Origin of the sequence: Amycolatopsis sp. NBC_00438 (assembly GCF_036026695.1) — a bacterium.
Classification (GTDB): Bacteria; Actinomycetota; Actinomycetes; order Mycobacteriales; family Pseudonocardiaceae; genus Amycolatopsis.
Genome location: NZ_CP107923.1, coordinates 3,460,123 through 3,486,387, shown reverse-complemented (window position 1 = coordinate 3,486,387; position 26,265 = coordinate 3,460,123). Strand labels below are relative to the sequence as shown.

The 26,265-nt window shown below is 71.9% G+C and carries 19 protein-coding genes and 1 pseudogene; 9 read left to right on the top strand and 11 right to left on the bottom strand.

Going from position 1 to position 26,265, the window contains the following annotated elements; all coding sequences use genetic code 11:
* Window positions 1-94 precede the first annotated feature (94 nt).
* Window positions 95-1,006, top strand: a complete 912-nt coding sequence (locus OG494_RS15230) for a hypothetical protein (protein ID WP_328456145.1) — start codon at window positions 95-97, stop codon at window positions 1,004-1,006.
* Between the two features lie 4 nt (window positions 1,007-1,010).
* On the opposite strand, the gene OG494_RS15225 is transcribed toward OG494_RS15230, so the two are convergent.
* The 7 genes from OG494_RS15225 to OG494_RS15195 form a co-directional block, all read right to left on the bottom strand.
* Window positions 1,011-1,757, bottom strand: a complete 747-nt coding sequence (locus OG494_RS15225) for a GntR family transcriptional regulator (RefSeq protein ID WP_328456143.1) — start codon at window positions 1,755-1,757, stop codon at window positions 1,011-1,013.
* Complete coding sequence (locus OG494_RS15220; RefSeq protein WP_328456140.1) at window positions 1,754-3,265, bottom strand: beta-N-acetylhexosaminidase; 1,512 nt, start codon at window positions 3,263-3,265, stop codon at window positions 1,754-1,756. Before OG494_RS15220 ends, OG494_RS15225 begins: the two co-directional genes overlap by 4 nt.
* A complete protein-coding gene (locus OG494_RS15215; protein ID WP_328456139.1) occupies window positions 3,265-4,086 on the bottom strand; it encodes a carbohydrate ABC transporter permease in 822 nt (273 codons plus the stop codon). The genes OG494_RS15220 and OG494_RS15215 overlap by 1 nt, the downstream gene beginning before the upstream one ends.
* Window positions 4,086-5,033: a carbohydrate ABC transporter permease gene (locus tag OG494_RS15210; RefSeq protein WP_328456136.1), complete on the bottom strand. Its 948-nt coding sequence runs from the start codon at window positions 5,031-5,033 to the stop codon at window positions 4,086-4,088. The genes OG494_RS15215 and OG494_RS15210 overlap by 1 nt, the downstream gene beginning before the upstream one ends.
* A 70-nt stretch (window positions 5,034-5,103) precedes the next feature.
* On the bottom strand, window positions 5,104-6,390 hold the full coding sequence (locus tag OG494_RS15205) for an extracellular solute-binding protein (protein ID WP_328456134.1): 1,287 nt from the start codon (window positions 6,388-6,390) through the stop codon (window positions 5,104-5,106).
* Between the two features lie 133 nt (window positions 6,391-6,523).
* Window positions 6,524-7,093: a 3'-5' exonuclease gene (locus OG494_RS15200; RefSeq protein ID WP_328456132.1), complete on the bottom strand. Its 570-nt coding sequence runs from the start codon at window positions 7,091-7,093 to the stop codon at window positions 6,524-6,526.
* An 810-nt stretch (window positions 7,094-7,903) separates the two neighbouring features.
* On the bottom strand, window positions 7,904-8,845 hold the full coding sequence (locus tag OG494_RS15195; RefSeq protein ID WP_328456130.1) for an acyl-ACP desaturase: 942 nt from the start codon (window positions 8,843-8,845) through the stop codon (window positions 7,904-7,906).
* Window positions 8,846-8,990: 145 nt separating this feature from the next.
* Here OG494_RS15195 and OG494_RS15190 point away from each other — a divergent pair, with 145 nt between their 5' ends.
* Window positions 8,991-10,007 (top strand): LacI family DNA-binding transcriptional regulator, encoded by a 1,017-nt coding sequence (locus OG494_RS15190; RefSeq protein WP_328456128.1) that lies wholly within the window; start codon window positions 8,991-8,993, stop codon window positions 10,005-10,007.
* Window positions 10,008-10,210: 203 nt separating this feature from the next.
* Window positions 10,211-14,302 carry a beta-galactosidase gene (locus OG494_RS15185; protein WP_328456125.1) on the top strand — a complete coding sequence of 1,364 codons (4,092 nt, stop codon included), beginning with the start codon at window positions 10,211-10,213 and terminating at the stop codon, window positions 14,300-14,302.
* Between the two features lie 210 nt (window positions 14,303-14,512).
* Here OG494_RS15185 and OG494_RS15180 read toward each other — a convergent pair whose 3' ends face one another.
* Both OG494_RS15180 and OG494_RS15175 read right to left on the bottom strand, forming a co-directional pair.
* Window positions 14,513-15,205 (bottom strand): DUF6008 family protein, encoded by a 693-nt coding sequence (locus OG494_RS15180; protein ID WP_328456123.1) that lies wholly within the window; start codon window positions 15,203-15,205, stop codon window positions 14,513-14,515.
* A 127-nt stretch (window positions 15,206-15,332) separates the two neighbouring features.
* Window positions 15,333-15,947 carry a LysE family transporter gene (locus OG494_RS15175; protein WP_328456121.1) on the bottom strand — a complete coding sequence of 205 codons (615 nt, stop codon included), beginning with the start codon at window positions 15,945-15,947 and terminating at the stop codon, window positions 15,333-15,335.
* Between the two features lie 413 nt (window positions 15,948-16,360).
* Here OG494_RS15175 and OG494_RS15170 point away from each other — a divergent pair, with 413 nt between their 5' ends.
* Complete coding sequence (locus tag OG494_RS15170) at window positions 16,361-17,155, top strand: SDR family NAD(P)-dependent oxidoreductase (protein WP_328456120.1); 795 nt, start codon at window positions 16,361-16,363, stop codon at window positions 17,153-17,155.
* Between the two features lie 472 nt (window positions 17,156-17,627).
* On the opposite strand, the gene OG494_RS15165 is transcribed toward OG494_RS15170, so the two are convergent.
* Both OG494_RS15165 and OG494_RS15160 read right to left on the bottom strand, forming a co-directional pair.
* Window positions 17,628-19,103, bottom strand: coding sequence for a cellulose binding domain-containing protein (locus tag OG494_RS15165; protein ID WP_328456118.1), 1,476 nt, complete (start codon window positions 19,101-19,103; stop codon window positions 17,628-17,630).
* 122 nt (window positions 19,104-19,225) lie between these two features.
* Window positions 19,226-21,271 (bottom strand): phosphocholine-specific phospholipase C, encoded by a 2,046-nt coding sequence (locus OG494_RS15160; protein WP_328456116.1) that lies wholly within the window; start codon window positions 21,269-21,271, stop codon window positions 19,226-19,228.
* Between the two features lie 232 nt (window positions 21,272-21,503).
* Between OG494_RS15160 and OG494_RS15155 the strand changes: the two genes are divergently transcribed.
* The 5 genes and pseudogenes from OG494_RS15155 (at window position 21,504) to OG494_RS15135 (ending at window position 26,252) form a co-directional block, all read left to right on the top strand.
* Window positions 21,504-21,749: a hypothetical protein gene (locus OG494_RS15155; protein ID WP_328456114.1), complete on the top strand. Its 246-nt coding sequence runs from the start codon at window positions 21,504-21,506 to the stop codon at window positions 21,747-21,749.
* A 179-nt stretch (window positions 21,750-21,928) separates the two neighbouring features.
* Window positions 21,929-22,777 (top strand): annotated as a pseudogene (locus tag OG494_RS15150) (glycoside hydrolase family 16 protein); the annotation flags it as partial.
* 188 nt (window positions 22,778-22,965) lie between these two features.
* Entirely contained in the window at window positions 22,966-23,889 is a 924-nt protein-coding gene (locus tag OG494_RS15145) for a D-alanyl-D-alanine carboxypeptidase family protein (RefSeq protein WP_328456112.1), read from the top strand.
* On the top strand, window positions 23,886-24,857 hold the full coding sequence (locus tag OG494_RS15140; protein WP_328456110.1) for an endonuclease/exonuclease/phosphatase family protein: 972 nt from the start codon (window positions 23,886-23,888) through the stop codon (window positions 24,855-24,857). Before OG494_RS15145 ends, OG494_RS15140 begins: the two co-directional genes overlap by 4 nt.
* A 363-nt stretch (window positions 24,858-25,220) precedes the next feature.
* Window positions 25,221-26,252, top strand: coding sequence for a LacI family DNA-binding transcriptional regulator (locus OG494_RS15135; RefSeq protein ID WP_328456108.1), 1,032 nt, complete (start codon window positions 25,221-25,223; stop codon window positions 26,250-26,252).
* Window positions 26,253-26,265: the final 13 nt, after the last annotated feature.

Below are 26,265 nucleotides of genomic sequence, written 5' to 3'. Positions count from 1 at the left end.
GCCCGCGTCCCCGATTTCGCGTCCGGATGAGACGCAGGCCACATTCCGGCCGGTTCGCGAGAACACGGCCGGGGCGTGCCGACAAGAGCCGGGTATGCACCGACGAAACGTGATGCTGCTGGCCGGGCTGTGTGCGGGGGCGGTCGTGGCGATGCTGGTCGCGGCCGCGACACTGCACCCGACCGGGCCCGCGGCCGCCTCCGCGCCGGCGCTCGGGACGGCGCCGCCGCTGACGACCAGTGTCGCGACGACAGCGACCTCGGCGCCGCCGCCGCCGACCACGCACGCCAAGCCCAGGCCGACGCCGGACGCGTCCGGCCTGCCGTCCGGCGGCGAGCTGGCGAAGCTGCTGCCGGGCAAGCTCAGCGTGCTCGTGCACGACCGCAAGAACGGCGACGACCTCGTCTCCTACCGCCCGGACGCGACCTACACGTCGGCGTCGCTGGTGAAGCTGCTCATCGCGTTCGAAGCCCTCCGGCAGGGCGTCCCGGCCGGCACCGTCTCGCAGATGCTTTCGCGCAGCGACGACGAAGTCGCGAGCCAGTTGTGGTCGAAGCTCGGCGGGCCCGGGCTCGTCACGAGCTGGGCGTCCCGGATCGGTATGACCTCGACCCGTCCGCCCGTCGATCCCGGGCACTGGGGGAGCACCGTCGTGACGGCGAGCGACCTGGTCCGGCTCTACGAGTACCTGATGGACAAAGCGCCGGAGACGACCCGGCAGGTCGTCCTCCACGCGCTGGACGGCGCGACCGAGCACGGCGCCGACGGCTTCGACCAGTACTTCGGCATCCCCGGCGCCGTCACGGCCGCGGACTGGGCCGTCAAGCAGGGCTGGTCGTGCTGCGATCCCGGCCGCGACCTGCACACCAGCGGCCTCGTCGCGGGCCGGCGCTACATCGTCGTCGTGCTCAGCGCCCAGTCCGCCGGCACCGGCTGGCCGGAGGCGTCGGACCGCGTGACGGCCGTCGTGAAAGCGCTCTCCGGACCGCTCGGCTGGGAGAGGTGAGCCTTCAGCCGGAGTCGGCGTCGAATCGCAGCTTCGAGGTGATCCGGTAGCGGTCACCGCGGTACACCGAGCGGGTCAGCTCGACGATCCGGCCGCCGGTGTCGCGGGTGACCCGCTCGACCTGCAGGATCGGCGCGTAGACCGGGACGTCCAGCAGCTCGGCCTGCTCGGGGTTGGTCACCGCCGGCTCCATGGTCTGCTCGGCCTCGGCCACCGTGATCCCGAACCGCTCCCGCAGCAGCCGGTAGAAGTTCCCGGCTTCCATGTCGGCCGGGGCCAGCCCGGGCACGAGCTCGGCGGGCAGGTCCAGCCGCTCGATGGCGATCGGCTCCTCGTCGACGTACCGCACGCGCGTCACCCGCAGGACCGGCGCGCCGGTGGCCACCTCCAGCCGCGCGGCGCGGGGCGGGCTCGCCGGCGCCGTCGTGAACGCGACGACCTCGCTGGTCCAGTTCCCCTCCGCCGGGGGCACCCCCAGGCCCGCGGCGCTGCCGGCGAGCTCCTGGGTGACCTTGTGCGGGCTGGTGAACGTGCCGCGGCCGCGCTGGCGGACCAGCAGGCCGGTGCGGGTGAGCTCGTCGATGGCCGCGCGGACGGTCGGGCGGGACACCCCCAGCTCCTGCGCCAGGTCGCGTTCCGAGGCCAGCCCGGTGCCCGGGCCGGCCTTCTCGATCACGTTCAGCAGGTGGCGGCGGACCCGGTCCCGTTTCGCGGTGGGAGGCCGGTCGGGTCCGAGCGCGTCTGCGGTCAAGTTCTCGGCTTTCGGGGTGTGGGGACCGCACCCGGGAACCGGACGCGCTCCTTCGGCAGGGCGTTCAGCGCGCGCAGCAGATCCAGGTGACCGGCCAAGCGGGCTTGGAAGTCAGCATAGTCGCGCGGGCCGGGGGACCAGGCCGACTCGGCGAGCGCGCACAGCCGCGGGAAGGCCAGCTGCCGCACGTGGTCGGGGGTCGGCGCGTGCTCGGTCCACAGCTGCGCCTGCGTGCCGATGACGCCAGGCCGGCCGCCGTCGTCGGGGTCGGCGGCGGGCAGGTTTCCGGCCAGGGGGTCGTAGGCGTGGACGTCGGCGAGCGTGGTGACGAGCTCGCGCGGCGGCTCGCCCGGCCCGTCGGTCTGCGGGTAGTCGAAGTAGGTGGACGTGTGCGGCGCCATGATCACCTGGTGGCCGCGGGCGACGGCCTGCGCGCCGTGGGCGGCGTCGCGCCAGCTGGCCACGGTCATCGCCGGTGGCAGGCGGCCCGGCGACCGGCCCGTTTCGTCCCAGCAGACCGATTTCCGGCCGAGTTCGCCGAGGAACCCGTGCAGCTCGCCGAGGAACCAGCTGTGCAGTCCGGCGGTGCCGTCCAGCCCGAGTGCCCTCGCGCGGTCCTGAGCCGCGGGCGCGGTTTCCCACTGCGTCGTCGGGCATTCGTCCCCGCCGACGTGGAGGTGCCGCGAGGGGAAGATCGCGGCGGTCTGGGTCAGGACGTCGCGGCAGAAGTCGAGGGCCTCGTCGTGCATGCCCAGGATGTCGGGGCTGATGCCCCACTCGGTCCACACCGGCAGCGGCCGCTCCGGGCGGTTGCCCAGCTCCGGGTAGGCGGCCAGGGCCGCCCGGACGTGGCCGGGCAGGTCGATCTCCGGCACGACCCGCACCCCGCGGGCGGCCGCGTGGGCGACCAGCCCGCGCAGCTCGGCGCGGGTGTAGAAGCCGCCGTGCGGGACGCCGTCGAAGAGCGTGCTGCCGGCCGCGCCGACCATCGATTCGCTGCGCCACGCGCCGATCTCCGTCAGCCGCGGCCGGCCCTCGATCTCCAGCCGCCAGCCCTGGTCGTCGGTGAGGTGCAGGTGCAGCACGTTGTACTTGTGCAGCGCGATGAGGTCGGTGAACTCGTAGAGGAACTCCAGCGGCATGAAGTGCCGGGCGACGTCGAGCAGCACCCCGCGCCAGGCCAGCCGCGGCCGGTCCCGGATCCGCAGGCAGGGCCAGCGGTCCGCGCCGAGCTGCCGCAGGGTCTGGACCCCGTGGAACAGCCCGGCTTCCCGCGTCGCGACGAGCGTGACGCGGTCCTCGGCGACGTCTAGTTCGTACTCTTCGGACCCGAACCCGGGGCGCAGGTCCAGCCGGATCTCCGGGCCGTGGCCGGAACCGAACAGTCCGGTGAGAAGGTCCGCCGCGCGATGGGCACCCGGGCCGGCCACGACGCGCGCCCCGGCGTGGAGCGCGAAGAATCCGCTGCGGCGCGCCAGTTCGGCGGGCCGGGGGACGAGAGGGAGCACTAGCCCTTCACCGCGCCCGCGGTCATGCCTTCGACGAGGTGGCGCTGGACGAGGGCGAAGAACACGACGACCGGCAGCGCGAACAGCGTCGACGCGGCGATCAGGCCGCCGTAGTCGGTCCCGGCGCTGGTGCTGAACGAGACCAGCCACACCGGCAGCGTGTAACCGGATTGGTCCTTCATGATCACGTAGGCGAACAGGAAGTCGTTCCACGCGGTGATGAACGCGAACACGCTGGTCGCGATCAGCCCCGGCAGCACGAGCGGCAGCAGCACCGAACCCATGATGCGGCCGCGCGACGCGCCGTCCACCATGGCCGCCTCCTCGAGCTCGACGGGGATGCCGTGGAGGAAACCCCGCAACGTCCAGATCGTGAACGGCAGCACCAGCGCCACGTAGGTGAGGGTGAGGCCGAACAGGTTGTTCAGCAGGTGTGCGCTCTTGAGCCCGAGGAACAGCGGGATGACCAGCGCGGGCACCGGCACCATCTGCAGGATCAGCACGCCGATGAGGAAGCCGCGGCGGCCGAAGAACCGGAACCGCGTCAACGCCGTCGCCGCCAGGAACGCGACGACGATCGCCAGCAGCACCACCGACACCGTCACGACCACGCTGTTGACCAGGTCGCGGGTGAAGCCCGGTTTCGCGAGCGCGTCGGCGAAGTTGCCGAGCGTGAAGTGCGCCGGGAGGAACTGCGGGGTCGGGCTCAGGATGTCGCCGCGCGGTTTGAACGCCGTGTTCACCATCCAGTAGACCGGGAACACCCACACCAGGCAGAACGCCGAAGCCAGCACGTTGGTGCCGATCCGCCGTGCTCGCATCAGAAGTCCTCTCCCGCCCGCACCAGGCGGCGCACGTACACGATGGTCATGGCCAGCAGCAACAGGACCGAGACGACGGCGATCGCCGCGCCCTGGCCGAAGGAGTTGGTGCTGAAGGCGCGGGTGAACGTCCAGATCCCGAGCGTCGTCGTGCCCTGGCCGGGGCCGCCCTGGGTGAGGATCCAGATCTGGTTGAACACGGTGAAGTCCCAGATGACCGAGAGGATCGTGACCAGGCCGAGGATCGGCTGCAGGAACGGCCAGGTGATGCTCAGGTGCACCCGCCACGGCCCGGCACCGTCCAAAGTGGCCGCTTCGTAGTACGAGCGGGGGATCTGCGTCAGCCCGGCGTGCAGGGTGAGCGCCACGAACGGCACCGACTGCCACACCACCAGCAGCCACACGAGGGTGAACGCCGACGCCGGGGTCGTCGTCCAGTCGTGCTGGGTGAAGTCGCCGAGGCCCAGCCGCGACAGGAGCCAGTTCACCACGCCGTAGCCCGGCTGGAAGAGCCACTGCCAGACCAGCGTGGACGCCACGTTCGGCAGCGCCCACGCCGCGATCAGGCTCATCGTGACCGCGACCCGCATCCGGCGCCCGAGCCGCCGCAGCATCAGCGCGACGCCGAGGCCGATCACGAGCGTCCCGATGACCAAGGCCGCGCAGAACCCGATACTGCGCAGCAGCACCGGCACCAGCTGGTCGTCGCCGAGCACCGCGGCGTAGTTGTCCCAGCCGGCCCAGCCCGCCGTGCCGGTGAACAGCGCGCGCAGGCCGTACTCCTGGACCGAGATCAGCAGCAGCCGGACCAGCGGATACCCCAGCACCAGCCCGAGGACGACGACAGCGGGCACGAGCAGGCCGTAGGGCAGCAGCGGGCGGCGGCGTTTCCGGGCGGGCGTGGATGGTGGCGGCGCGACCGGCGCGGGCCGCTTCAGGACCTTCACGGCGTTCCTCCGTCAGGTGGGTGGGACGTCCGCGGTCAGGACGGCAATCCACCGCGGACGTCCCACCCGGTCACTGGGTGGTGTTGAGCGCCTGGCTCAGGTGGGCGTCGAAGTCCCGCGCCGCGTCGGCCACGGACTTGCGGCCGGTGGCGATGTCGGCGAAGAAGGTGTTGACGGACTTGTCGCTCTCGATGGTCGCCCAGCCCGGGGTGGCCGGCGTGGCGCCGCTCGACTTCGCGGCGGCGTAGAACGCGGCCCGCACCGGCGGCAGCGTCGGCGTCACCTGGTCGATGATCTGCGGGGACACCGGCGTCCAGCCGTCGATGCCGACGATCGCGTCGCGCTGCACGGCCGGGCTCGCCGCGGCCTTCAGGTAGGCGAGCGCGAGGTCCTGGTTCTTGCTCTTCGCGGCGATCCCGAGGTCGGACCCGCCGAGGAACACCGGCTGGCTCTTGCCCGGCGTCGCGCTGGGGAAGGGGAACGTGCCGAGGCGGTCCTTCAGCTCGGGCTTGTTCTTCAGCACGGTGTTCACGCTGGTGTCGAGGATGGCCCCGGCGCCCCCGGCGGCGAACATCGCGGCCTGGTCGGGTGCCTTGGTGTCGACGTTGCGCGACGCGGGCGTCGAGTACGCGGCCTCGAAGTCCTTCCACGCCTGGAGTCCCCGCTGCGCGGCGGGCGATTCGAGCGCGCCGGCCCACTTGCCGCCGGACTGCGTGGCCAGCTCGCCACCGGCGTCCCAGACGAACTGCAGCGCGCCGTACCAGTACTGCCCGGGGAAGTGGAACGCGGAGAAGCCCGGTTCCGGGTGCTTGGCCTTGATCTTGTCGAGGTCCGCGGTCAGCTCGGTGAACGTCGTCGGCGGCGCGGTGACCCCGGCGTCGGCCCAGAGCTGCTTGTCGTAGATCACCGCGCGGTTGCCGGCGAACAGCGGCGCGGCGTAGCTCTTCCCGTCCACTGTGGCCGGTCCGGCCAGGCCGGGCAGCCAGGTCTGGCCCGCGGCGAGCTCGTCGCGGTGCCCGGTCAGGTCGGTCAGCGCGCCGTTGGCGGCGAACAGCGAGACGTCGGTGTTGCCGATCTCGATCACGTCCGGCGTGGTGTCCTGCGCGAGCGCCGTGCTGATCTTGGTGTTGATGTTGTCCCACTCTTGGATCTGCACGGTCACCTTCGCGCCGGTGGCCTTCTCGAACGCGGTGTTGATCGCGGCGGTGGCCTGGTCGCTCAGGTCGCCGTTCATCAGCCACACGGTGAGCTGCCCGCCACCCGGCGCCGCGGCCGGTTCGGGAGAGGAGCCGCAGGCGGTGAGCACGAGAGTGAGGGTGAGCGTGCCGGTCACGGCGGCAAGGGAGCGTCTGTTCACGGGGCAACCTCCTCGGGTGGTGAGGAGCTTGCAGGTGACCATTGGTAAAGTCAACGAAGTTAGGTCGTTTGGTCTAGACCTTGTTGGCACGCTGATTGCAGGTAGCGGCGCTGCACTTGCTGGTGACCATTGGTCACTTCTGGGGAGGCCGCGGCCAGCCACCGCGGCCGATGAGGTGCAGCACGAGCGCCGAGATGTTCCACGCGTCGTCGTCCCCGCGGTGGTGCCGGCCTTCGAGGGGGAGCCCGGCGATGGCCAGCGCGCGATCCATCCCGACCGGCCGGGCCAGGTGGTAGGCGCGCGCGAAGAGGGCCTTCGCGTTGAGGTGACGCAGGCCGAAGGGGTAGGCGGCCGGGTCGGCCGCGCACTGGCGCTCGAACTGACGGCGGTCGTAGTCGCCCCAGCTCGCCCAGCCGCGCCGGGTCGTCGCGTGCTCGGCGGCGAGGATCGCGCACGCCTCCGCGAAGCTGACACCGGCGTCGACGTCGGCTTGGGTGAGCCCGGTCAGCTCGGTGCAGAACGCGCCGACGGCCGAGCGTTCCGGACGCACCAGGATCCGGTGCCGGTCGAGCCGGGCCCGCCGCGCCGGGTCGACGACGGTCAGCCCGATCTCGATGATCTCGGCCGACTGCCCGGGCGGCGGCGCACCCGCCCAGCACGTCGCCTCGACATCGACGACATTGAGCAGAGGAGCGGCCGCCATTCCCGCAGCGTATCGGGCAATCGGCCGTCGGCGCTCGTGAAGATCCGCACGGTTCCGGGCCGGGCACCGGCGGTGGCCGTGCGGGCCGGTTGCCCTCGCCTGCCGTGGTGGCCCGGCGAGGTCGCCGGCCGGCGGTGTCAGGCCGCAGCGGTGGCCTGCCGTGGTGGCCCAGGCGGGGTTGCCGCCGGCGGTACTGGGCAGTGCCGGCTGCTGCGGCGGGTTGTGCGGCGCGGTCGACCGGGGCTGGTCGGGTCAGGCTCGCGAGGATCCGCTCGCTGGGGCGACAGGCCGCGCCGGGGGTCGTGCGGGCAGGCTGTCGCCGCCCGCAGCGGCGGCCCGGGTGGGGCTGTCGATTGGCAGAGCAGGCTGCGACGCTCATGCGGGCAGGCTGTCGCCGCCCGCAGCGGCGGCCCGGGTGAGGCCGTCGGTCGGCAGAGCAGGCTGCGACGGCTCATGCGGGCAGGCTGTCGCCGCCCGGCGCGGCGGCCGGGTGGGCCGTCGGTCGGCAGTGCGAGGCTGCGCAGGCCGCTGCGGTGGCTTTTGCGTCACCGTTGACCGAGGGCTTCGCGGGGCCGGCTCGCGAGGATCCGCGCGTTGGGGCGATAGGCCGCGACGGGGGTCGTGCGGGCAGGCTGCCGCCGACCGTCGCGGCGGGCTTGCCGCGGCGGCAGGCCGGCCGCGGAGCCGCTCGCCCGCCCGTGCCGTTCGGAGCCGGGCGGGGGCGCCGACCGGCCGGAACCTTCTCCGCCGGATCGTCGGGCCGCCGGCCGGACGCGGCGTCGTCGTCCGAGAGCGGCCCGGCGGCTTCCGTCAGATCGCCGGCAACCCGCGAGCTGCGGCCCGTGCGGCAGCGGCGTCGCGGCGTTCCTCGAAGCGGGACGCCTGGGCGTCGAGGGTCTTGAGGAAGTCCGCCAGCTCCTGGCGCGCCGTCTCGCCGACCTCGCCGAGGCCCGTCAGGTCGAAGATCTTCCAGTAGCGCAGCAGCGGCATCACGACGTCGTCGTGGTGGATGCGCAGGTCGTAGATGCCCGCCTTGGCGATCAGCGCCGCCTTGCGGACGAAGCTGGGGATGACCGCGCCCGGCATCGCGAAGTCGACGACCTCGTCGGTGATCGCGCGGACCATGGCGTCGGGCGAGATCTCCAGCGCGGCCTTGACCAGGTTGCGGTAGAAGACCATGTGCAGGTTCTCGTCCGTGGACACCCGGGCGAGCAGCTTCTCGGCCAGCGGGTCCTGCGTGTAACGGCCGGTGTTGCGGTGGGACAGGCGCGTCGCGAGCTCCTGGAACGACACGTACGCGCAGACGTGCAGCAGCGGCTTGTCGCCGGTCTCGTACCCGGCCTGCATGGTCTCCATGCGCATCCGCTCGAGCTCGACCGGGTCGACCGCGCGCGTCACGAGCAGGTAGTCGCGGATGGCGATGCCGTGGCGGCCCTCCTCGGCCGTCCAGCGGTGCACCCAGGTGCCCCAGGCGCCGTCGCGGCCGAAGGCGCGCTCGATCTCGCGGTGGTAGCTGGGGAGGTTGTCCTCGGTGAGGAGGTTGACCTCGAGTGCGGTCCGCGCGATCGGCGTCACCCGCGACTGCTCCGGGTCCCACGCCTGTCCGCCCAGGTCGGCGAAGTCACGCCCCTGGCTCCACGGGACGTACTCGTGCGGCATCCACTCCTGGGCGGCCGCGAGGTGGCGGTTGAGGTTTTCCTCGACCGTGCCCTCCAGCTCGAACATCAGGCGCGTGCTTTCGGGGACCGGCATAGCGGACGTCCTTCCGTCACCTACGCGACCGTAACTTACGGTGCCGTAGGTACTGGCAACGAACGCCGGGCCCCCGCGGTTCCCGGCCCCGCCGACCGGGACTCGTTATCGTGAACACAGCGATCGCACGACTGGAGGGGGCCGGGTGGCGGAACGGACGCGGACGGGGGAGCGCCAGCCGAGCCTGGCCGACGTCGCGGGCCTGGCGGGGGTCTCGCACATGACGGTCTCCCGGGTGGTCAACGAGAGCGGGCCGGTGCACCCGGACACCCGCGTCCGGGTGCTGGCCGCCGTCCAGAAGCTCGGCTACCGGCCCAACTCGGCCGCCCGGACGCTGGTCACGGGCCGGTCCGGCACCCTCGGCGTCGTCGCGCTGGAGTCCAACCTCTACGGCCCGGCGAGCACCCTCTACGGCATCGAGAACGCCGCCCGCGAGGCCGGTTACGGCGTCGCGATCTGCAGCGTCGGCCGTCCCGGGCGGTCGTCGATCGCCGACGCGGTGGAGAACCTGCGGCGTCAGGCCGTCGAAGGCATCGTGGTCATCGCCCCGCACGTGACGGCGGGCCGCGCCCTGGACGCCGCGCCCGCGGACATCCCGGTGATCGCGGTCGGCGGCGGCGAGGCCGCGCCGGTGCCGGTGATCTCCGTCGACCAGTACGACGGCGCCCGCCGCGCGACCGAACACCTCCTGGCCCTGGGCCACAAGACGGTCTGGCACCTCGCCGGACCCGAGGACTGGCTCGAGGCGCGGGACCGCGAACGCGGCTGGCGCGAGACCCTCGAACGCCACGACCTGCGGGTCCCCGCGGTGGTCCGCGGCGACTGGAGCCCGCGGTCGGGCTACGAGGCCGGGCGGGCGCTCGCGGGAAAACGCGGGCTCGGCGCCGTCTTCTCGGCCAACGACCAGATGGCCCTGGGCCTGCTGCGCGCGTTCACCGAGGCCGGCCTGCGGGTCCCGGCGGACGTCCACGTCGCCGGCTTCGACGACGTCCCCGAGGCGGCGTACTTCTCCCCGCCGCTGACGACGCTCCGCCAGGACTTCATCGAGGTCGGCCGCCGCACGTTCGGGCTGCTGGAAGCCCGCATGGCGGGCGGCGACATCGGCGCGCGCCACCTCGTGGCCGCCGAGCTGATCGTGCGGGAGAGCACCGGCCCGCGCTGACTCCGGCCCTCGTGAGTGTTCAGGGCGGTTCTAACCGCCCTGAACACTCACGAGCTGCGTCCGTCTGCACTACCGACCGACCTCCGGCTTGATCCATCCTGGTGTCGTATCTTGACGGCTTCTGTTGAGGTTCCCTAGCGTTTGTGTTCGATTCTGCGTGAATCCGACATTCTGGTTCACCGCCGATCCAGGAGGACCTCGCCATGCGCACCGTCCGGACGCTGTTCGCCGCCCTGCTTTCGGTCGTCTTCGCACTCGCCGGGGTGCTCGTCCCGCAGCAGGCGTCCGCGGCGCCGCCACCGGCGAAGGCGAACCACACCGTCACCTACGACGGCTACTCCTTCCTGGTCGACGGGAACCGGACGTACCTCTGGTCGGGGGAGTTTCACTCCTACCGCCTGCCCAGCCCCGACCTGTGGCTCGACATCTTCCAGAAGATGAAGGCCGCCGGCTTCAACGCGACGTCGCTCTACTTCGACTGGGGCTACCACTCGCCCCGCCAGGGCGTCTACGACTTCACCGGCGTCCGCGACCTCGACAAGCTGCTCGACATGGCCCAGCAGGCCGGGCTCTACGTCATCGCGCGGCCCGGGCCCTACATCAACGCCGAGGTCGACGGCGGCGGCTTCCCGACCTGGCTGTCCACCACGCCCGGGCACACCCGCAGCGCCGACCCGGTCTACCTGAAGTACTCCGACGAGTGGCAGACCCAGATCGACCGGATCATCGCGCGCCACCAGCTGACCAACGGCACCGGCAGCGTGCTCGCCTACCAGGTCGAGAACGAGTACTACAACGGCGACGCCGACGGCCGGGCCTACATGAAGCACCTCGAGGACAAAGCCCACGGCGACGGCATCACGGTTCCCTTGGTGGGCAACAACAACGGCGCCTTCAACGCCGGCGAAGCCGCACTCGACGTCGATGCCGCCGACTCCTACCCGCAGGGCTTCGACTGCTCCAACCCGGAGAAGTGGAACGGCGTCCCGGACATCAGCTACGACCACGTGCCCGGGAAACCGCTGATCACCGCCGAGTTCCAGGGCGGCGCGTTCGACCCGTGGGGCGGCCCCGGGTACGCGAAGTGCGCGCAGCTGATCAACGACAAGTTCGCGAACGTCTTCTACAAGCAGAACATCGCGGTCGGCGCCACCGGCCAGAGCTTCTACATGCTGCACGGCGGCACGTCCTGGGGCTGGAGCGCGATCCCGCAGAACTACACCTCCTACGACTACGGCGCGGCGATCACCGAAGCCCGCCAGTACGACCCGAAGTACACCGAGGACAAGCTGATCGGCTACTTCACGCAGTCCGTCGCCCCGCTGACGAAGACCGAAGGCCTCGCCGCGGCGCCGCTGACCGACCCGGCGCTCACCGACACCGCCCGGATCAACCCGGACACCCGCACCCAGTTCCACACCCTGCGCCACACCGATTCGACGTCGAACGCGAAGAACACCACGAGCCTCGCGCTCGACCTCGCCGCCCGCGCCGGCTACAGCTACGACGACCGCGCGACGGAGGTCGGCTACACCGGCACCTGGACCCACGCCGGGCCCGAGGTCGACTACACCGGCGGCGACTACCAGCACACGGAGTCGTTCTCCGAGGTCACCGGGGACAGTGTGAGCATCCCGTTCACCGGCGCCGGCATCCGCTGGGTCACCTCGAAGGACCCGAGCCACGGGATCGCCGACGTCTACCTCGACGACGTCAAGGTCAGCACCGTCGACCTCTACGCGGCGAGCAAGCAGAACCAGGTCACCGGCTACGAGGTGCGCGGCCTGCCCGCCGGGGCGCACACGCTCAAGATCGCCGTCACCGGGCAGAAGAACGCCCAGGCGACCGGGCCGTTCGTCGTCGTGGACGCCGTCGACCTGCTCTCGGCGAGCACCGACTACTACCCGGTCGTGCCGCAGCAGCCCGGCACCGGCCTCACGCTCGACGGCCGCCAGTCCAAGATCGTCGTCGCCGGCTACGACCTCGGGCAGACGCGGCTGCAGTACTCGACGTCGGAGATCATGACGTCCGCGACGATCGGCGGCCGCGACCTCGCGGTGCTCTACGGCGACCACGGCGGGCCGGGCGAAACCGTCCTGCGGTTCGCGCAGCAGCCGAAGGTGCAGGTCCTCGACGGCGCCGCGACCAGCACCTGGGACGCCGCCCGCGGCGACCTCCGGCTGAACTACACCCACGACGGCCTGACCCGGGTGCTCGTCAGCGCGCCGGGCAAGAAGCCGCTGCTCCTGCTGCTCGCGGACAAGGCGACGGCCGGGACGTTCTGGCGGCAGGACACCGCGGCCGGTCCGGTGCTCGTCCGCGGCACCGACCTGCTGCGCACCGCGACGGCCGGACCCGGCCGGCTCGACCTGACCGGCGACACCGGCACCGACGGCGCGTTCGAGGTCTTCGGCCCTGGGAACGTCACTTGGAACGGGCAGCCCGTGAACACCCGGCCGACGTCCAGCGGCAGCCGCACGGGCACCCTGCCGACGGCGAAACCGGTGACCCTGCCCGCCCTGACCGGCTGGAAGCACCAGCAGGAGTCGCCGGAGAGCGCGCCGGGCTTCGACGATTCGGCGTGGCCGGTCGCCGACAAGACCACCAGCAACAGCAGCACCGCTGTCGGCACGAAACCGGTGCTCTTCGCCGACGACTACGGCTTCCACACCGGCAACACCTGGTACCGCGGCCGCTTCACCGGCGACGGCAAGCAGACTGGCATCACGCTGAACAGCCAGAGCGGGGGACCGGCGGGCGCGTTCTCGGCGTGGCTGAACGGCGTCTTCCTCGGCAGTTCGACGACCCAGCAGCACACGTTCACCTTCCCGGCCGGTGCGCTGCGGGCAGGGGACAACGAGATCTCCGTCCTCACCGTGAACATGGGCCACGAAGAGGATTACGGCGCGGCCAACGGCAGCAAGGCCGCGCGCGGCCTGACGTCGGCGCGGCTGACCGGGTCCGCGCTGACGTCGGTGACCTGGCGGTTGCAGGGCGTCCGCGGTGGGGAGCAGGGCCTCGACACCGTGCGCGGCCCGCTCAACACGGGCGGCCTGTACGGCGAGCGGGCGGGGTGGTCGCTGCCCGGCTTCCCGGACGCCGGCTGGAAGCCGGCGACACTGCCGGCGAAGGACAGCGCGCCGGGCGTCTCGTGGTACCGGACCACCGCGAACCTCGACCTGCCGCGCGGCCAGGACACCTCGCTCGGCCTGACGATCACCGACGACCCGGGGCGGCAGTACCGGGCGCTGCTGTTCGTCAACGGGTGGCAGCTCGGCCAGTACGTCAACTACCTGGGGCCGCAGCACAGCTTCCCGATCCCGAACGGGATCCTGAACGCAGGCGGCCGCAACACGATCGCCGTCGCGGTGTGGAACCTGGACGGCAGCACGGGCGGGCTCGGGAACGTCACCTGGACGAACTACGGTTCGCACCGGTCGCCGTTGTCGGTGCGGCAGAACGCGTCGCCCGGCTACGACGGCCGGTACGCGATGCCGCCGGCACCCACGGCCGCGGTCTCGCTGGCGGTGCCGGACACCGCGACGGCGGGGCAGTCGTTCACGGCTTCGGCCACCGTCCGGGTCCCGGCGGGCGCGCCCCCGGCGTCGGAGGTGCGGCCGGTCCTGACCGCGCCGGCCGGGTGGACCGTCGGCGCGGCGGCACCGCCCTCGGTCGCGCGGATCGACGGCGGCGCGTCGGCGACGTTCACCTGGCCGGTCACCGCTCCCGCCACCATGGACACCTCGGCGCTGACGGTGCGCGTCGGCTACCGGCAGGCCGGACGGCCCGGGAGCGTGACGGACGAACGGATTGTCGGCGCGGTCCCGGCCGCGCCGCCCGCCGGGCAGGACGCGGTGAGCGACCTGCCGTTCCTGACCGCGGCCAACGGCTGGGGCCCGGTGGAACGCGACACGAGCAACGGCGAGGCGAACGCGGGCGACGGCAAGCCGATGACGATCGCCGGGACCGCGTACGCGAAGGGCCTGGGCGTCCACGCGCCGGGCGACGTCCAACTCTACCTGGCCGGCGCCTGCACCCGCCTCACGGCCTCGGTCGGCGTCGACGGCGAAGTGGGCACGGCGGGCAGCGTCAGCTTCAGCGTCTCGGTGGACGGCACGACCCGGGTGACGACGCCGGTGCTGCGGGGCGGGCAGGCGGCCGCGACGATCGACGTCGACGTCACCGGCGCCCAGGTCCTGGACCTGCTGGTGAACGACGGCGGCGACGGCAACGGCAACGACCACGCGGACTGGGCCCAGCCGACGCTGACCTGCGTCACGCCGCCTGCTCGCTGAGGACGGGCGCCGGGCGGACGACGTAGGTCGCGCGGATCGCCCGGCGCTCGCGCGGGTGTGGTGCGGCCTGGCCGAGCACGCTGACTTGCGTTACGTCGTCTGGTCGGTGAGCGCCGGTGCCGGGCGGTGGCGGTAGATCACGCCGATCGCCCGGCACTCACGCAGGTGTGGCGCAGCCTGGCCGAGCGGTTCTGGCCATGCAGGCGTGCGTCACGCCGCCTGCTCGCTGAGGACGGGCGCCGGGCGGACGACGTAGGTCGCGCGGATCGCCCGGCGCTCCTTCCACAGGTTGTAGAGCGCCAGCCCGAAGATGACCGTGCCGATGACGTTCGCGATGAAGTGCCACCAGACGCGGTAGGTGGTCAGGCCCGGGCCCGGGTCGATGAGGCCGAAGAACGTCGACAGGCCGATCGCGCGCGAGCCGAACGCCACCGACAGGGTCAGCACGAGGTGCTCGAGCCCGTGCAGGCCCTGCATCCAGACGCCCATCTTCCCCCAGCGGCGGGTCCGGGTCTTCGTGGCGCGGCGGGTGATCACCATGACGCCGGCCAGGCCGGCGAGGAAGATGAAGTTCCCGGTCAGGTGGAGCAGTTCCATACCGAACGTCGGCCGGTTCGGCAGGACCATCTGCAGCCCGTTGGCCAGGCCGGTGCCCCACGGCGTCATCCAGGACGGCGAGTTCGGGTGGCCGAGCCAGTAGCCGACCTGGGCGACGTGCTCCTGCAGGTGCCCGAGCTGCCCGATCACCCCGACGCCGATCAGCGCCACCGAACCGCGGTAGACCCACGGGCGCACCGGCCCGCGGTTGGCGTAGGCCAGGACCCCGACGGCCGCCCACATGGCGAGCGCCCACAGCACGATCAGTATCGCGCCCGCGGTGTCCCACCCCGACATCGATGACATGGGCATGGTCATAACGGCCTCCAATTCCCCCGGTCTGGTCAGAGACTAGCCGCGCGGCGGCGTGCGAACGTCTTCCACCGTGCGTCCGCGGAATCGGGCAAACCGTTACAGGACAACGCTTTCCGGGTCACGACAGGACAAGCCGGACGGCCAGTGCGGTGATCACCGCACTCGACACGAGCGCCGTCACGAGCCGGCCGCGCGGCCCGGTCAGGACCCGGCCGAGCAGAGCGCCGCCGCCGGCGAGGAGCGCTTGCCAGCTCGCCGACGCGGCGAACGCGGCCAGCACGAACACCGCCTGGTCGAGGGCGGTGACGGCGGTTCCGGCCCGGTCGCCGACGACCAGCGCGGTGAAGTAGACGACCGTGGTCGGGTTGACCAGGGTGATCCCGAGCAGGCTGACGTACGCGTGCCCGGCGCCGAGCACGGTCACCGGCCGGTCGGCCGCCGGCCCGCGACGCAGGGCGTGGACCGCGCCGCGCACGGCCAGCACGATCAGGATCGCCGCGGACACCAGTTTGAGAGCCTGTGCGACGGGTGTGATCACCCCGGCGATCGCGGCGCCGCCGAGGACCGCCACCAGCGCGTACACGCCGTCGGCGGTCGCGACGCCGAGTGCGGCGGCGAGGCCGGTCTTGAGTGAGGTCCGGGCGGTGAGCGCGACGAGGTAGGTCGCCACGGCCCCGACGGGGATCGCGATGCCGTAGCCGGCCAGCAGGCCGGCGACCAGCGCGCCCGTCACGACGCGAAGGGGCCGGACCTCCGCGGACGGCACGGCTGCTGCTGGACCGGCGCGGAGATCGCGGCGACGGTCGGCAGGAGCGGCATGCGGTGCGTGGTCATGGCGCAGATGGTGCCGACCACCGCGGACACCGGCAACCCCTTTTCGCGACTGCCCCCGAACGCCCCCACAACGGCCACCACGCTGCCCGGTCCGGCCAACGTGCTGCCCGGACCTGGCCAACACGCGAGCGGGAACGGCCACCACGGCCGGTGCGTCGGGGCGTGCGCGTGTTGGCCGTTCCGGTCGCGGTGTTCGCCGGCCGGGCAGTGTGTTGGCCGCTCGGGGGGCCGGTTCGGCTTCAGCCGGTGGCCGCCCGTGGGCTGTGCTTGAATCGGCCGGAACCACGGCGGCGCGAGAAAGGGCTTTCACCGATGCGGGTCGACCTCAGTGGGAAGACGGCGCTGGTCACCGGGTCCACCCAGGGCATCGGGGCGGCGATCGTGAAGGGACTCGCCGCCGCGGGGGCGCGGGTCGCCGTGAACGGCCGCAGCTCCGACAGTGTGCAGGCCGCCATCGCGCGGCAGAAGCAGGACCTGCCGGACGCGGACTTCGTCGCCGCCCCGGGGGACGTCTCGGAGGAGGCCGGCGCGGCGCAGGTCGTCGAGGCCGTGCCGGACGCCGACATCCTGGTCAACAACCTCGGCATCTTCGGCGCCCAGGAGCCCCTCGACATCACCGACGCGGACTGGCGGCGCTACTTCGAGGTCAACGTCCTCGCCGCTGTGCGGCTCACGCGCGCCTACCTGCCCGGCATGATCGAGCGCGGCTGGGGCCGGATCCAGTACATCGCCAGCGACTCCGCGATCGTCATCCCGGCCGAGATGATCCACTATGGAGTGTCGAAGACGGCGCTGCTGGGCGTCTCGCGCGGGTTCGCCAAGCACGCGGCCGGCACCGGCGTGACGGTCAACGCCGTCATCGCGGGCCCGACGCACACCGGCGGCGTCGAGGACTTCGTCTACGAACTGGTCGACAAGGACCTGCCGTGGGACGAAGCCCAGCGCGAATTCATGAAGAAGCACCGGCCGCAGTCGTTGCTGCAGCGGCTGATCGAGCCCGAGGAGATCGCGAACCTGGTGGTGTACCTGGGTTCGACGTTCGCGTCGGCGACCACCGGCGCGGCCGTCCGCGTCGACGGCGGGTACGTCGACTCCATCGTGCCGTGAGGTCCCGCCCCCGCCCTGAAGCACGGGGGCACCTCGGGTGGGAGCGGGAGTGTGAGGCCGGTACGGTGGGCCGCCTCGCGGCGGAAGGCACAACACGGCTCCAGCGTGACCGGTATTCCGTGAAGGCAAGGGGTGAGGCCCGGGGGCACCGCCGTACCGACACCCGTTACAACGCTGTGGGCCTGCGGGTGTTCCGCGCCGCGGAGTGACGTGCGTCGCCGGGGTACCCCGCGCGGGGGTCGCCCGGTCGAGCGCGCCGCCTGTCGGGATCCGGCCGCGTGGTTCATGATCATCAGCATGGAGCAGACCAGGACACCGGTGGCCGTACGGCGGGTGCTCTTCGGAGCGGTGATGGGCGCGGCCTTCGCGGCCGCCGCCTGGGTGGCGCTCTGGCTGGCGATGCACCTCTGACCAGGCAGCCGGTCGTGGGTGTCCAGCCGGGTCGGAACCCGCCTGAACACCCACGAGGCCGCTACGGGGTGACGGTGATGTTCGTCAGCCCGGACGTCGCGTTCGTGACCGTGTTCGACGCGTACACCACGTTCGGGTCGGCCGCGCACTTGGACACCGAGCTGATCTTGATCGCGTAGGCCCCGGCCCCGCCGAGGTCGGACTTGTTGTTGCGCCAGACGTTGCCGCAGCCGTTGTCGAACGACGGGGACGTGCTGGTGTTGTGGTTCTCGTAGCCGTTCGCGAACACCCCCGGCGGGGCGAACGTGCCCGTGTTGTCCTCGATCGTGTAGCCGATGCCCTTGACGTCGATCCAGGAGTCCGCCGAGTTCTCGCCGGAGATGCCGCGGCCGTCGAAGGTGTTGCCGCGGATCACCCCGCCCGTCGTGCCTTCCTTGACGTCGATCGGCTCGGCCGCGATGAACGGGCCGATGTGGTTGTCCAGCACCTGGATCCGGTCGCCGCGGTCGACGCCGCCGGCGTTGCCGTGGCAGGCCCAGTTCGAGTTGGCCGAGCCGAGGTAGACGCCCTCGCCGTACCCCGGCTGCACCAGGCCCGTGTAGGTGATGGTCGAGTTCTTCAGCACGCTGTCGGCCGACGAACGCCGGAAGTGCACCGCCTCCTCGTCGACGTGGTTGACGTTCACGCCGTCGATCGTCGTGTGCGGCGAGTTGTCGACGACGATGCCCTTCTTGGATTCCTGCACGGTGAAGCCGGTCAGGTTCCAGTACGGCGAGCCGGAGAGCCACAGGCCGTACCCGGAGTCCCAGCCCGCGGTCGGCACCGGGCAGTCCGGCGCGTCCCCGCTCGGGCCGTCGTTGATCAGGATCGCGCCGGCCGGGCCGGACAGCGTGATCGGCTTCGCCGCCGTGCCCGCCTTCGTCGTGACGAACGAGCCGCGGTACGTGCCGGCCGCGAGCTTGATCGCCTGGCCCGGCGCGGCGTTCGCCAGTGCGGCCTGCAGCTGGGCGGCCGTCGACACGTTCACGGTCTCACCGCTCGGCGGGGGAGTGGTCGTCGTGGTCGGCGGTGGCGTGGTGGTGGTCGTCGGGGTGGTCGGCGTGGTCGTGACCGGGCCGCCGCCGGCGCACGACGCGCCGTTGATCGTGCACGCGGCGGGGACACCGGCGCCGGCGACGTTGAAGCCGAAGCTCGCGGTGGCGCCGGGTTTGACCGCGCCGTTGAACCCGGCATTGGTGAACCTGTAGTGCTGCCCGCTCTGGGTCTTCACCGAGCTCCACGAGCTGCTCACCGACGACCCGGCGGGCAGGTCGAACTCGACGGTCCAGCCGGTCGACGCGGCGTCACCGCGGTTGGCGATCGTGTACTCGCCGCCGTAGCCGCCGGTCCAGACCGAGGTCTGCGCGAACGAGGCGGACAGGTTCGCCGCCGCGGCCTGCGCCGGGCCGCCGCCGGTGAGCGCGACGGCGGCGACGGTGGCGGCAACGGTTGCGGCGCCGAGGAAAGCGGCACGGCGGAGCGGACTTCGTCGGGACACCCGTGACCTCCGGGAGAGGGGTTACAGCGGAGGTGTTGCGGCGTACACCCGGACTGTCCCTTTTATAGGTCACGGATGTGACATGCGTCAACAAACTGAACGCCCATCACGGATGTGAACGACTACCCCGTGATGCTCGGTGAGCCCGTCTCGATGTGCCCGCTGAACCGCCGCAGGAACTTCGGGTCGGCGTCGAGCGTGGCCGACAGGTCGTACCAGCCGGACCCGTAGCTGACGGCGTTCCAGTCGTCGGTCACCGTCTGGCCCGCGGCCAGCGCGTACGTCCACGGCCCGTCGGTGCGGTAGTGGTTCGCGGTCACCGTGACCTTGACGGCCGTCGTGCCGCCGTTGCGCAGGGTCAGCCGCAGCTTGTGCTCGGCGGTGTAGCCGGCGGTGACGTCGACCCCGGCGCCCGCGCTGTTCGCGTCCCCGGCGAAGACCCAGCGGAACCGGTTCGGGCCGTGGACCGCGACGCCGTACTTGCCGCCGCCGTAGGCCTGGATCCGCCAGGTGTCGCCGACCTGCTTGCCGGCGGCGACGTCGTAGCCCCACGGGCCGTCGGTCTGCCCGTCGTTGCGGTACGCGGTGAGCTGGACGGCCGCCGTGCCCTGGTTGGCGAACGTCGTGGTCAGGATCTGGTGGTCGGCGCTCAGCGACGTCGTCACGAGCGGCTGGTAGGGCAGCGCGCGGGCCGGTCGCGTGCCCGCTTCCTGCACCGGCACCTGTTGCTTCCCGGTCGCCGGCGGCGCGGGTTTCGGCAGCTTGCGCTGGGTGTCGTCGGCCTGCTTGCGCAGGGCCGCGGTGTCCGGCAGGAGCGGGATCCGGACGTCGGCCGCGCCGAAGTCGAAGCAGCTCGTCAAGTCGCCGCACAGCGCGCGGCGCCACGCGCTGATGTTCGGCTCGGCGACACCGGTCCAGCGTTCGAGGAACCGGATCACCGACGTGTGGTCGGCGACCTCCGAGCTGACCCAGCCACCGCGGCTCCACGGCGAGATCACCGTCATCGGCACCCGCGCGCCGAGCCCGATCGGCTTGCCGCCGATGTACTCGCCCGCGGTGCCCGGCGGCGCGATCGGCGGCGCGACGTGGTCGAAGAAGCCGTCGTTCTCGTCGTAGTTGATGAGGACCACTGTGGACTCCCAGAGCTTCGGGTTGGCCCACAAGGCGTTCAGCACGGTCTGGGTGTACGCGGCGCCGTCGACCGGACGCGCTTCGGGGTGCTCGCAGTAGCCGTACGGCGCCACGATCCAGGAGACGCGGGGGAGGGAGCCGCTCGCGCAGTCGGCCGTGAACTCCGACAGGACGTGGTCGACGTCCTTGCCCTGGCCCGAATCCGGACCCCAGGTCTTGAACACACTGCCCCGTTTGGACAGTTCGCTCGCGTAGTCCTGGTGGTAGGCCTTGAACAGCCAGAGCGGGTTGTCGCCGTAGTCGCCGACGAACGAGCCACCCGCGTCGCCGACCTCCTTGTTCGCGTACACCTTCCACGAAACGCCCTGCTGCTGCAGGCGTTCCGGGTAGGTGGTCCAGCTGAACACGGGCTTGTAGTCGGCCGGGTTGTAGTTCGCCGGGCCGCCGCCGTGGCCGTCGGCGTCGATGGTGCCGGTGAACAGGTAGAGCCGGTTGGGCGTGGTCGGGCCCTGCACCGAGCAGTGGTAGTGGTCGCACAGGGTGAACGCGTCGGCCAGCGCGCGGTGGAACGGGATGTCACCCTGGTCGAAGTAGCCCATGGTCATCTCGCCCTTGGCGGGCACCCACGCGTTGTTCGCGCCGCTCGCGATGGCCCGGTGCTGGTCGTCCCAGCCGTGGCCGAGGTCGCCGAGGTCCTGACCGTCCACCTTGGACGTGTCCACCCGGAACGGCAGCAGGTACTTGCCGTCGGTGCGGCCGGAGTCCGGCTGGTGGAAGACGTCCTGGCCGTTCGGCTGCACGATCGCGGACCGGTCGCCGAAGCCGCGGACGCCCTTCATGGTGCCGTAGTAGTGGTCGAACGAGCGGTTCTCCTGCATCAGGACCACGACGTGCTCGACATCGGACAGGCTGCCGCGCACCCGCGGTTCGGCGAGCGCTTCGGCCATCCCGGGTGGCAGGGCCCCGAGCGCGCCGGCGGCGGCGACACCGCCGAGGAAACTGCGGCGGGTGAGTCCGGAACGACGCGGGTCGGCCATCACAGGAGCCTCCAGGGGGACCTCGGCAGGGGCGTGGTCAGCCTAAGTGATCGAACCTGTTCGGAAATACCTACGTTCGGACGTAATCACGCATAGAATGTTCATGTTCTGTTCGGTTGGCCGTCCCGTTTTGTGACACTTTCCGGTGACCCGGAGGTGAACCGGCCCGCCACGGGGAATCTCCTCCAGCACAAACCTCTGGCACACAGGGGAATTCCGGGAGGAGAGCACCATGAGGACCCGAATCGCCGCCGTCGCGGCCGCGGCCGCGCTCACCGTTTCCGCGGCCGTCGGCCTGGCCGCCCCGGCTTCGGCCGACCCCGTTCCGGGCAGCTCGAACCAGTTCTACGCCTATTGCTCGGTCGACCTGCTCGGCGTCCCGCTGGGCTGCACGGAGACCGACGCCGCCCACGCGTCGCACGTCTGCGAGTACGTGGCCACCGGCGTCGGCCTCGGGCTGGACTGCATCCTGCGCTGAGCCGCCGCGATTGCCCGAAAGTACCCGATGGTCCGGACCATCGGGTACTCGTCGGAAAATGTCCGACCGGTTAGCCTTGTTCTTCGCCAGGTACCCGTGGATACTTTGTTGCCATCCACAACAAATAGGGTGCCGGTGAGCCGCCAGCCGTCGCCCGCGGAACGAGAGGGGCGACAACGATGTCGACCGAGAACTCCGCCCGATGGCGGCGGACCGCCCGCCTGCTGGTGGCGCCCGCGGCGCTGCTCGTGGCCGGCGCACTGCTGGCCGCACCGCAGAGCCAGGCCGCTTCGGCCGTTCCCGCCAACCTGCTCGCGAGCTTCAGCGACGACTTCGACGGCCCGGCCGGCGCCGGCGTCGACGGCTCGAAGTGGGGCCACGAGACCGGGGACAACGTCAACAACCACGAACGGCAGTGGTACACCGACGGCACCGCCAACGCGGCGCTCGACGGCCAAGGCCACCTCGTGATCACCGCGAAGAAGGAAAGCAGCGGGAACAACTGCTGGTACGGCCCCTGCGAGTACACCTCGGCGCGGCTCAACAGCTCCGGCAAGTTCGCCGCGTCCTCCGGGCACATCGAAGCCCGGATGAAGCTGCCGCGCGGGCAGGGCATGTGGCCCGCGTTCTGGATGCTCGGCACCGACATCGGCAGCGCCGGCTGGCCCAACTGCGGCGAGATCGACATCATGGAGAACGTCGGGTTCGAGCCGAACACGGTGCACGGCACGATCCACGGCCCCGGCTACTCCGGCTCGGCCGGGAGCGGCGCCCCCTACAGCGGGCCGAACTTCTCCGACGACTTCCACACCTACGCGATCGACTGGTCCACGGACAAGATCGTCTGGTCCGTCGACGGGAACGCCTACCAGACCCGCACGCCCGCCGACGTCGGCGGCAACCAGTGGGCGTTCAACCACGAGTTCTTCCTCATCCTCAACCTGGCGGTCGGCGGCTACTGGCCCGGCGACCCCGACGGCAGCACCCAGTTCCCGCAGCAGCTCGTCGTGGACTACGTCCACGTGAGCTGAGCGCGCGGTGCGGGGCGGGCCCTCCGCCGTGCGCGCGGCGGAGGGCCTCCCGCGCCAACTTTGGTACAGAACCAAGACACTTCTGGTTCAGACCTGTCGAACAACCCCGACGGGACGGCGATCTTCTCCGGACAGAGTGATCGGTGTGCGCTCGACCAGCGCACCCCGGCACCCGGAGGAGATCCATGGCCCGCTTTCGCATCCCGCCCGTAGCGGGTGGCTTCGCCGCCGCGGGGGCGGTGGCGCTCGCCGCGACCTGCTGGGTGGTCTTCCCGCCGTCGGTGGCGGGGCGGGCGAGTCCCGCCCGGCCGGCCGTCGAGCTGCCGTTGCCGTGGCCCGCGCAGGGCCAGGCGAGCGCCGAAGTCCAGGGCCTGGGCACCCTCGGCAGCCGCGGAGAGCGGACGCCGGTGCCGATCGCCAGCGTCACGAAGGTGATGACTGCCTACGTGGTGCTCAAGGACCACCCGCTCGCCCCGGGTGACGCCGGGCCGCGGATCACCGTCGACGAGCAGGCCGAAGCCGAGTCGACGTCCGCCGAAGAGTCGACCGCGCCGGTGCGCGCGGGCCGCACCGTCAGCGAACGCGACCTGCTGGCCCTGATGCTCATCCCGTCCGGCAACAACGTCGCCCGCCTGCTGGCCCGGTGGGACGCCGGCAGCCAGGACGCGTTCGTCGCGAAGATGAACCGCGAGGCGAAGGCGCTCGGCATGACCGGCACCACCTACACCGGGGCCAGCGGCGTCGAGGATTCGACGACGAGCACCGCCGAGGACCAGCTGCGGCTCGCCCGCGAGGTGATGAAGGACGACACCGTCCGGGCGATCGTCGCGACCCCGAGTCTCAAGGTCGACGGCGTGCCCGGCACGGTCCTCAACACGAACACCCTGCTCGGCCGCTCCGGCGTGATCGGGCTGAAGACGGGCTCGTCGACCGCGGCCGGCGGGGCCCTGATGTGGGCGGCCCGGTCCTCGAGCGGCGCGCTGATCCTCGGGGTCGTGCTGCACCAGAGCCCCGGCGGAACCCCGTCGGCCGGGCTGCAGGCCGCGCTGGCCACCAGCGAGACGCTCATCGCCGCGATCCAGCGGGAACTCCCGGCGGCGACCCGATGACCGCGGTGACCGAGCCGATCACCGTGCCGCCCGCGCCGGGGCGTCGTCCCGGGCCCTGGCGATGCGGCCGGGTGATCGCGGTGCTCGCCGCGCTGACGGCGGTGCTGCTGCTCGCGCACCCGCTGGTGCCGAACTGGGCGGGCAACGCCGGCTCGCTGCTGGAGACGGTCCTGCCGTGGACCGGGTTGCTCGTGGTCCCGCTGCTCGTGGCGGCCCTGATCCGGCGTTCGGCGCTCGCGTTGGTGGCGTTGCTGCTGCCCGCGCTCGTCTGGGGGGTGTCGTTCGGCGGGCGGTTGTTCGACAAGCGAGGGAGTGGCGGTGACTTCACGATCGTCTCGCACAACGTGAACGACGAGAACCCGGACCCGGCGGGCACCGCGCGTTCGCTGGCCGCGTCGGGCGCACAGGTGATCGCCTTGGAGGAGCTGAAGCGGTCCGAGGTGCCGAAGTACGAGGACGCGCTCGCCGCCGCGTACCCGCACCACTCGGTGCAGGGGACCGTCGGGATCTGGAGCACCTACCCGATCCACGACACCGAGCCGGTGGCGATCATGCCGTGGACGCGAGCCCTGCGGACCACAGTGGACAGTCCACAAGGGCCGGTCGCGGTGTACGTGGCGCACCTGCCGTCGGTGCGGGTCCGGGTCGACTCGGGCTTCACGGCGAACAGCCGGGACGCGGCGCTCGGCCTGCTCTCCGACGCTCTGGTGGCCGAAACCGCGCCCCGCAAGGTGCTCGTCGGCGACTTCAACGGGACCACCGACGACCGCGCGCTCACCCCGGTCACGAGCCGGATGCAGTCGGCCCAGGCCGAGGTCGGCGACGGCTTCGGCTTCAGCTGGCCGGCCTCGCTGCCGCTGGCCCGGATCGACCAGATCTTCGTGACCGGCGTCCGGCCGGTGGCGTCCTGGACGCTCCCCGCGACCGGCTCCGACCACCTCCCGGTCGCCGCCACCCTGACGCTGTAGCCGTGACTCGCATGGCCCGCCCCCGCGATCCGCGCGGTCGGGGCCCGGGATTCGGGTGACCAGAGCCGTGGCTCGCATGGCCGGGCCCGAGTCACGCGGGTTACCGGTCTGAACACGTCGGTCGCCGCTTTGAACACCGGCGTCGCGGCTCTGAACACCGGCGTCGCGGGTTGACCGTCGGTGAGTCGTTCACCGAAACCGCTGGTCGAACGCGTCGAAATCCCCGGTGGACGCCCGGCCCGCGTGACGAGACCGTTACGTGGGCCGGACTTGACCGGACGAGTGTTATCGCTAACACTGACTCCTCGCCGTCACCTGAACGAGTGATGGGCACCACGCCGATGTGGACGAAAGGGGCAGTCGGTGGCCGAACGATCCCGCCCCGGCGGGCCCCTGAACGCGGCGCGGCAACCGAGCCTGACCGACGTCGCGGGGCGGGCCGGGGTGTCGCACATGACCGTGTCCCGGGTGATCAACGGGACCGGCCCGGTGCGGCCCGCGACCCGCGCCCGGGTGCTCGCCGCGATCGAGGAACTGGGCTACCGCCCCAATTCCGCCGCCCGCGCGCTGGTCACCGGACGCACCGGCACCCTCGGCGTGCTCGCCCTCGAGTCCAATCTGTACGGTCCGGCCAGCACGCTCTACGGCATCGAGAACGCCGCCCGCGAAGCCGGGTTCGCCATCACGATCTCCAGCGTCAGCCGCCCCGGCCGGTCGTCGATCGCGGACGCCGTCGAGAACCTGCGCGGCCAGGCGGTCGAAGGCATCATCGTCATCGCCCCGCACGTCACGGCCGGGCGGGCGCTGGACGCCGCGCCCGCCGACATCCCGCTCGTCGCCGTGGGCGGCGGGGACGACGCGCCGGTCCCGGTGATCGCCGTCGACCAGCGCGACGGCGCCCGTCGCGCCACCGAACACCTCCTCGCCCTGGGGCACCGCACGGTCTGGCACGTCGCCGGGCCGGAGGACTGGCTGGAGTCCCGCGACCGCGAGGTCGGCTGGCGCGAAACCCTCGAACGGCACGGCGCCCCGGTCCCCGAGGTCGTCCGCGGCGACTGGAGTTCGCGCTCCGGCTACGACGCGGGCCGGGTGCTCGCCGGGGAGAAAGACCTGGACGCGGTGTTCGCCGGCAACGACCAGATGGCCCTCGGCCTGCTGCGCGCGTTCGCCGAGGCCGGGATCTCGGTGCCGCGCGACGTCCGCGTCGCGGGCTTCGACGACGTCCCCGAAGCGGCGTACTTCACGCCCCCGCTGACCACGGTCCGGCAGGACTTCATCGAGCTGGGGCGGCGCACGTTCGGCCTGCTGGCCGCCCGGATGAGCGGTGGCGACCGGCACGACCGCGCCCTGGTCGCGCCCGAGCTGATCGTGCGCGAGAGCACCGGGCCGCGATAGCGCCGGCGTCACC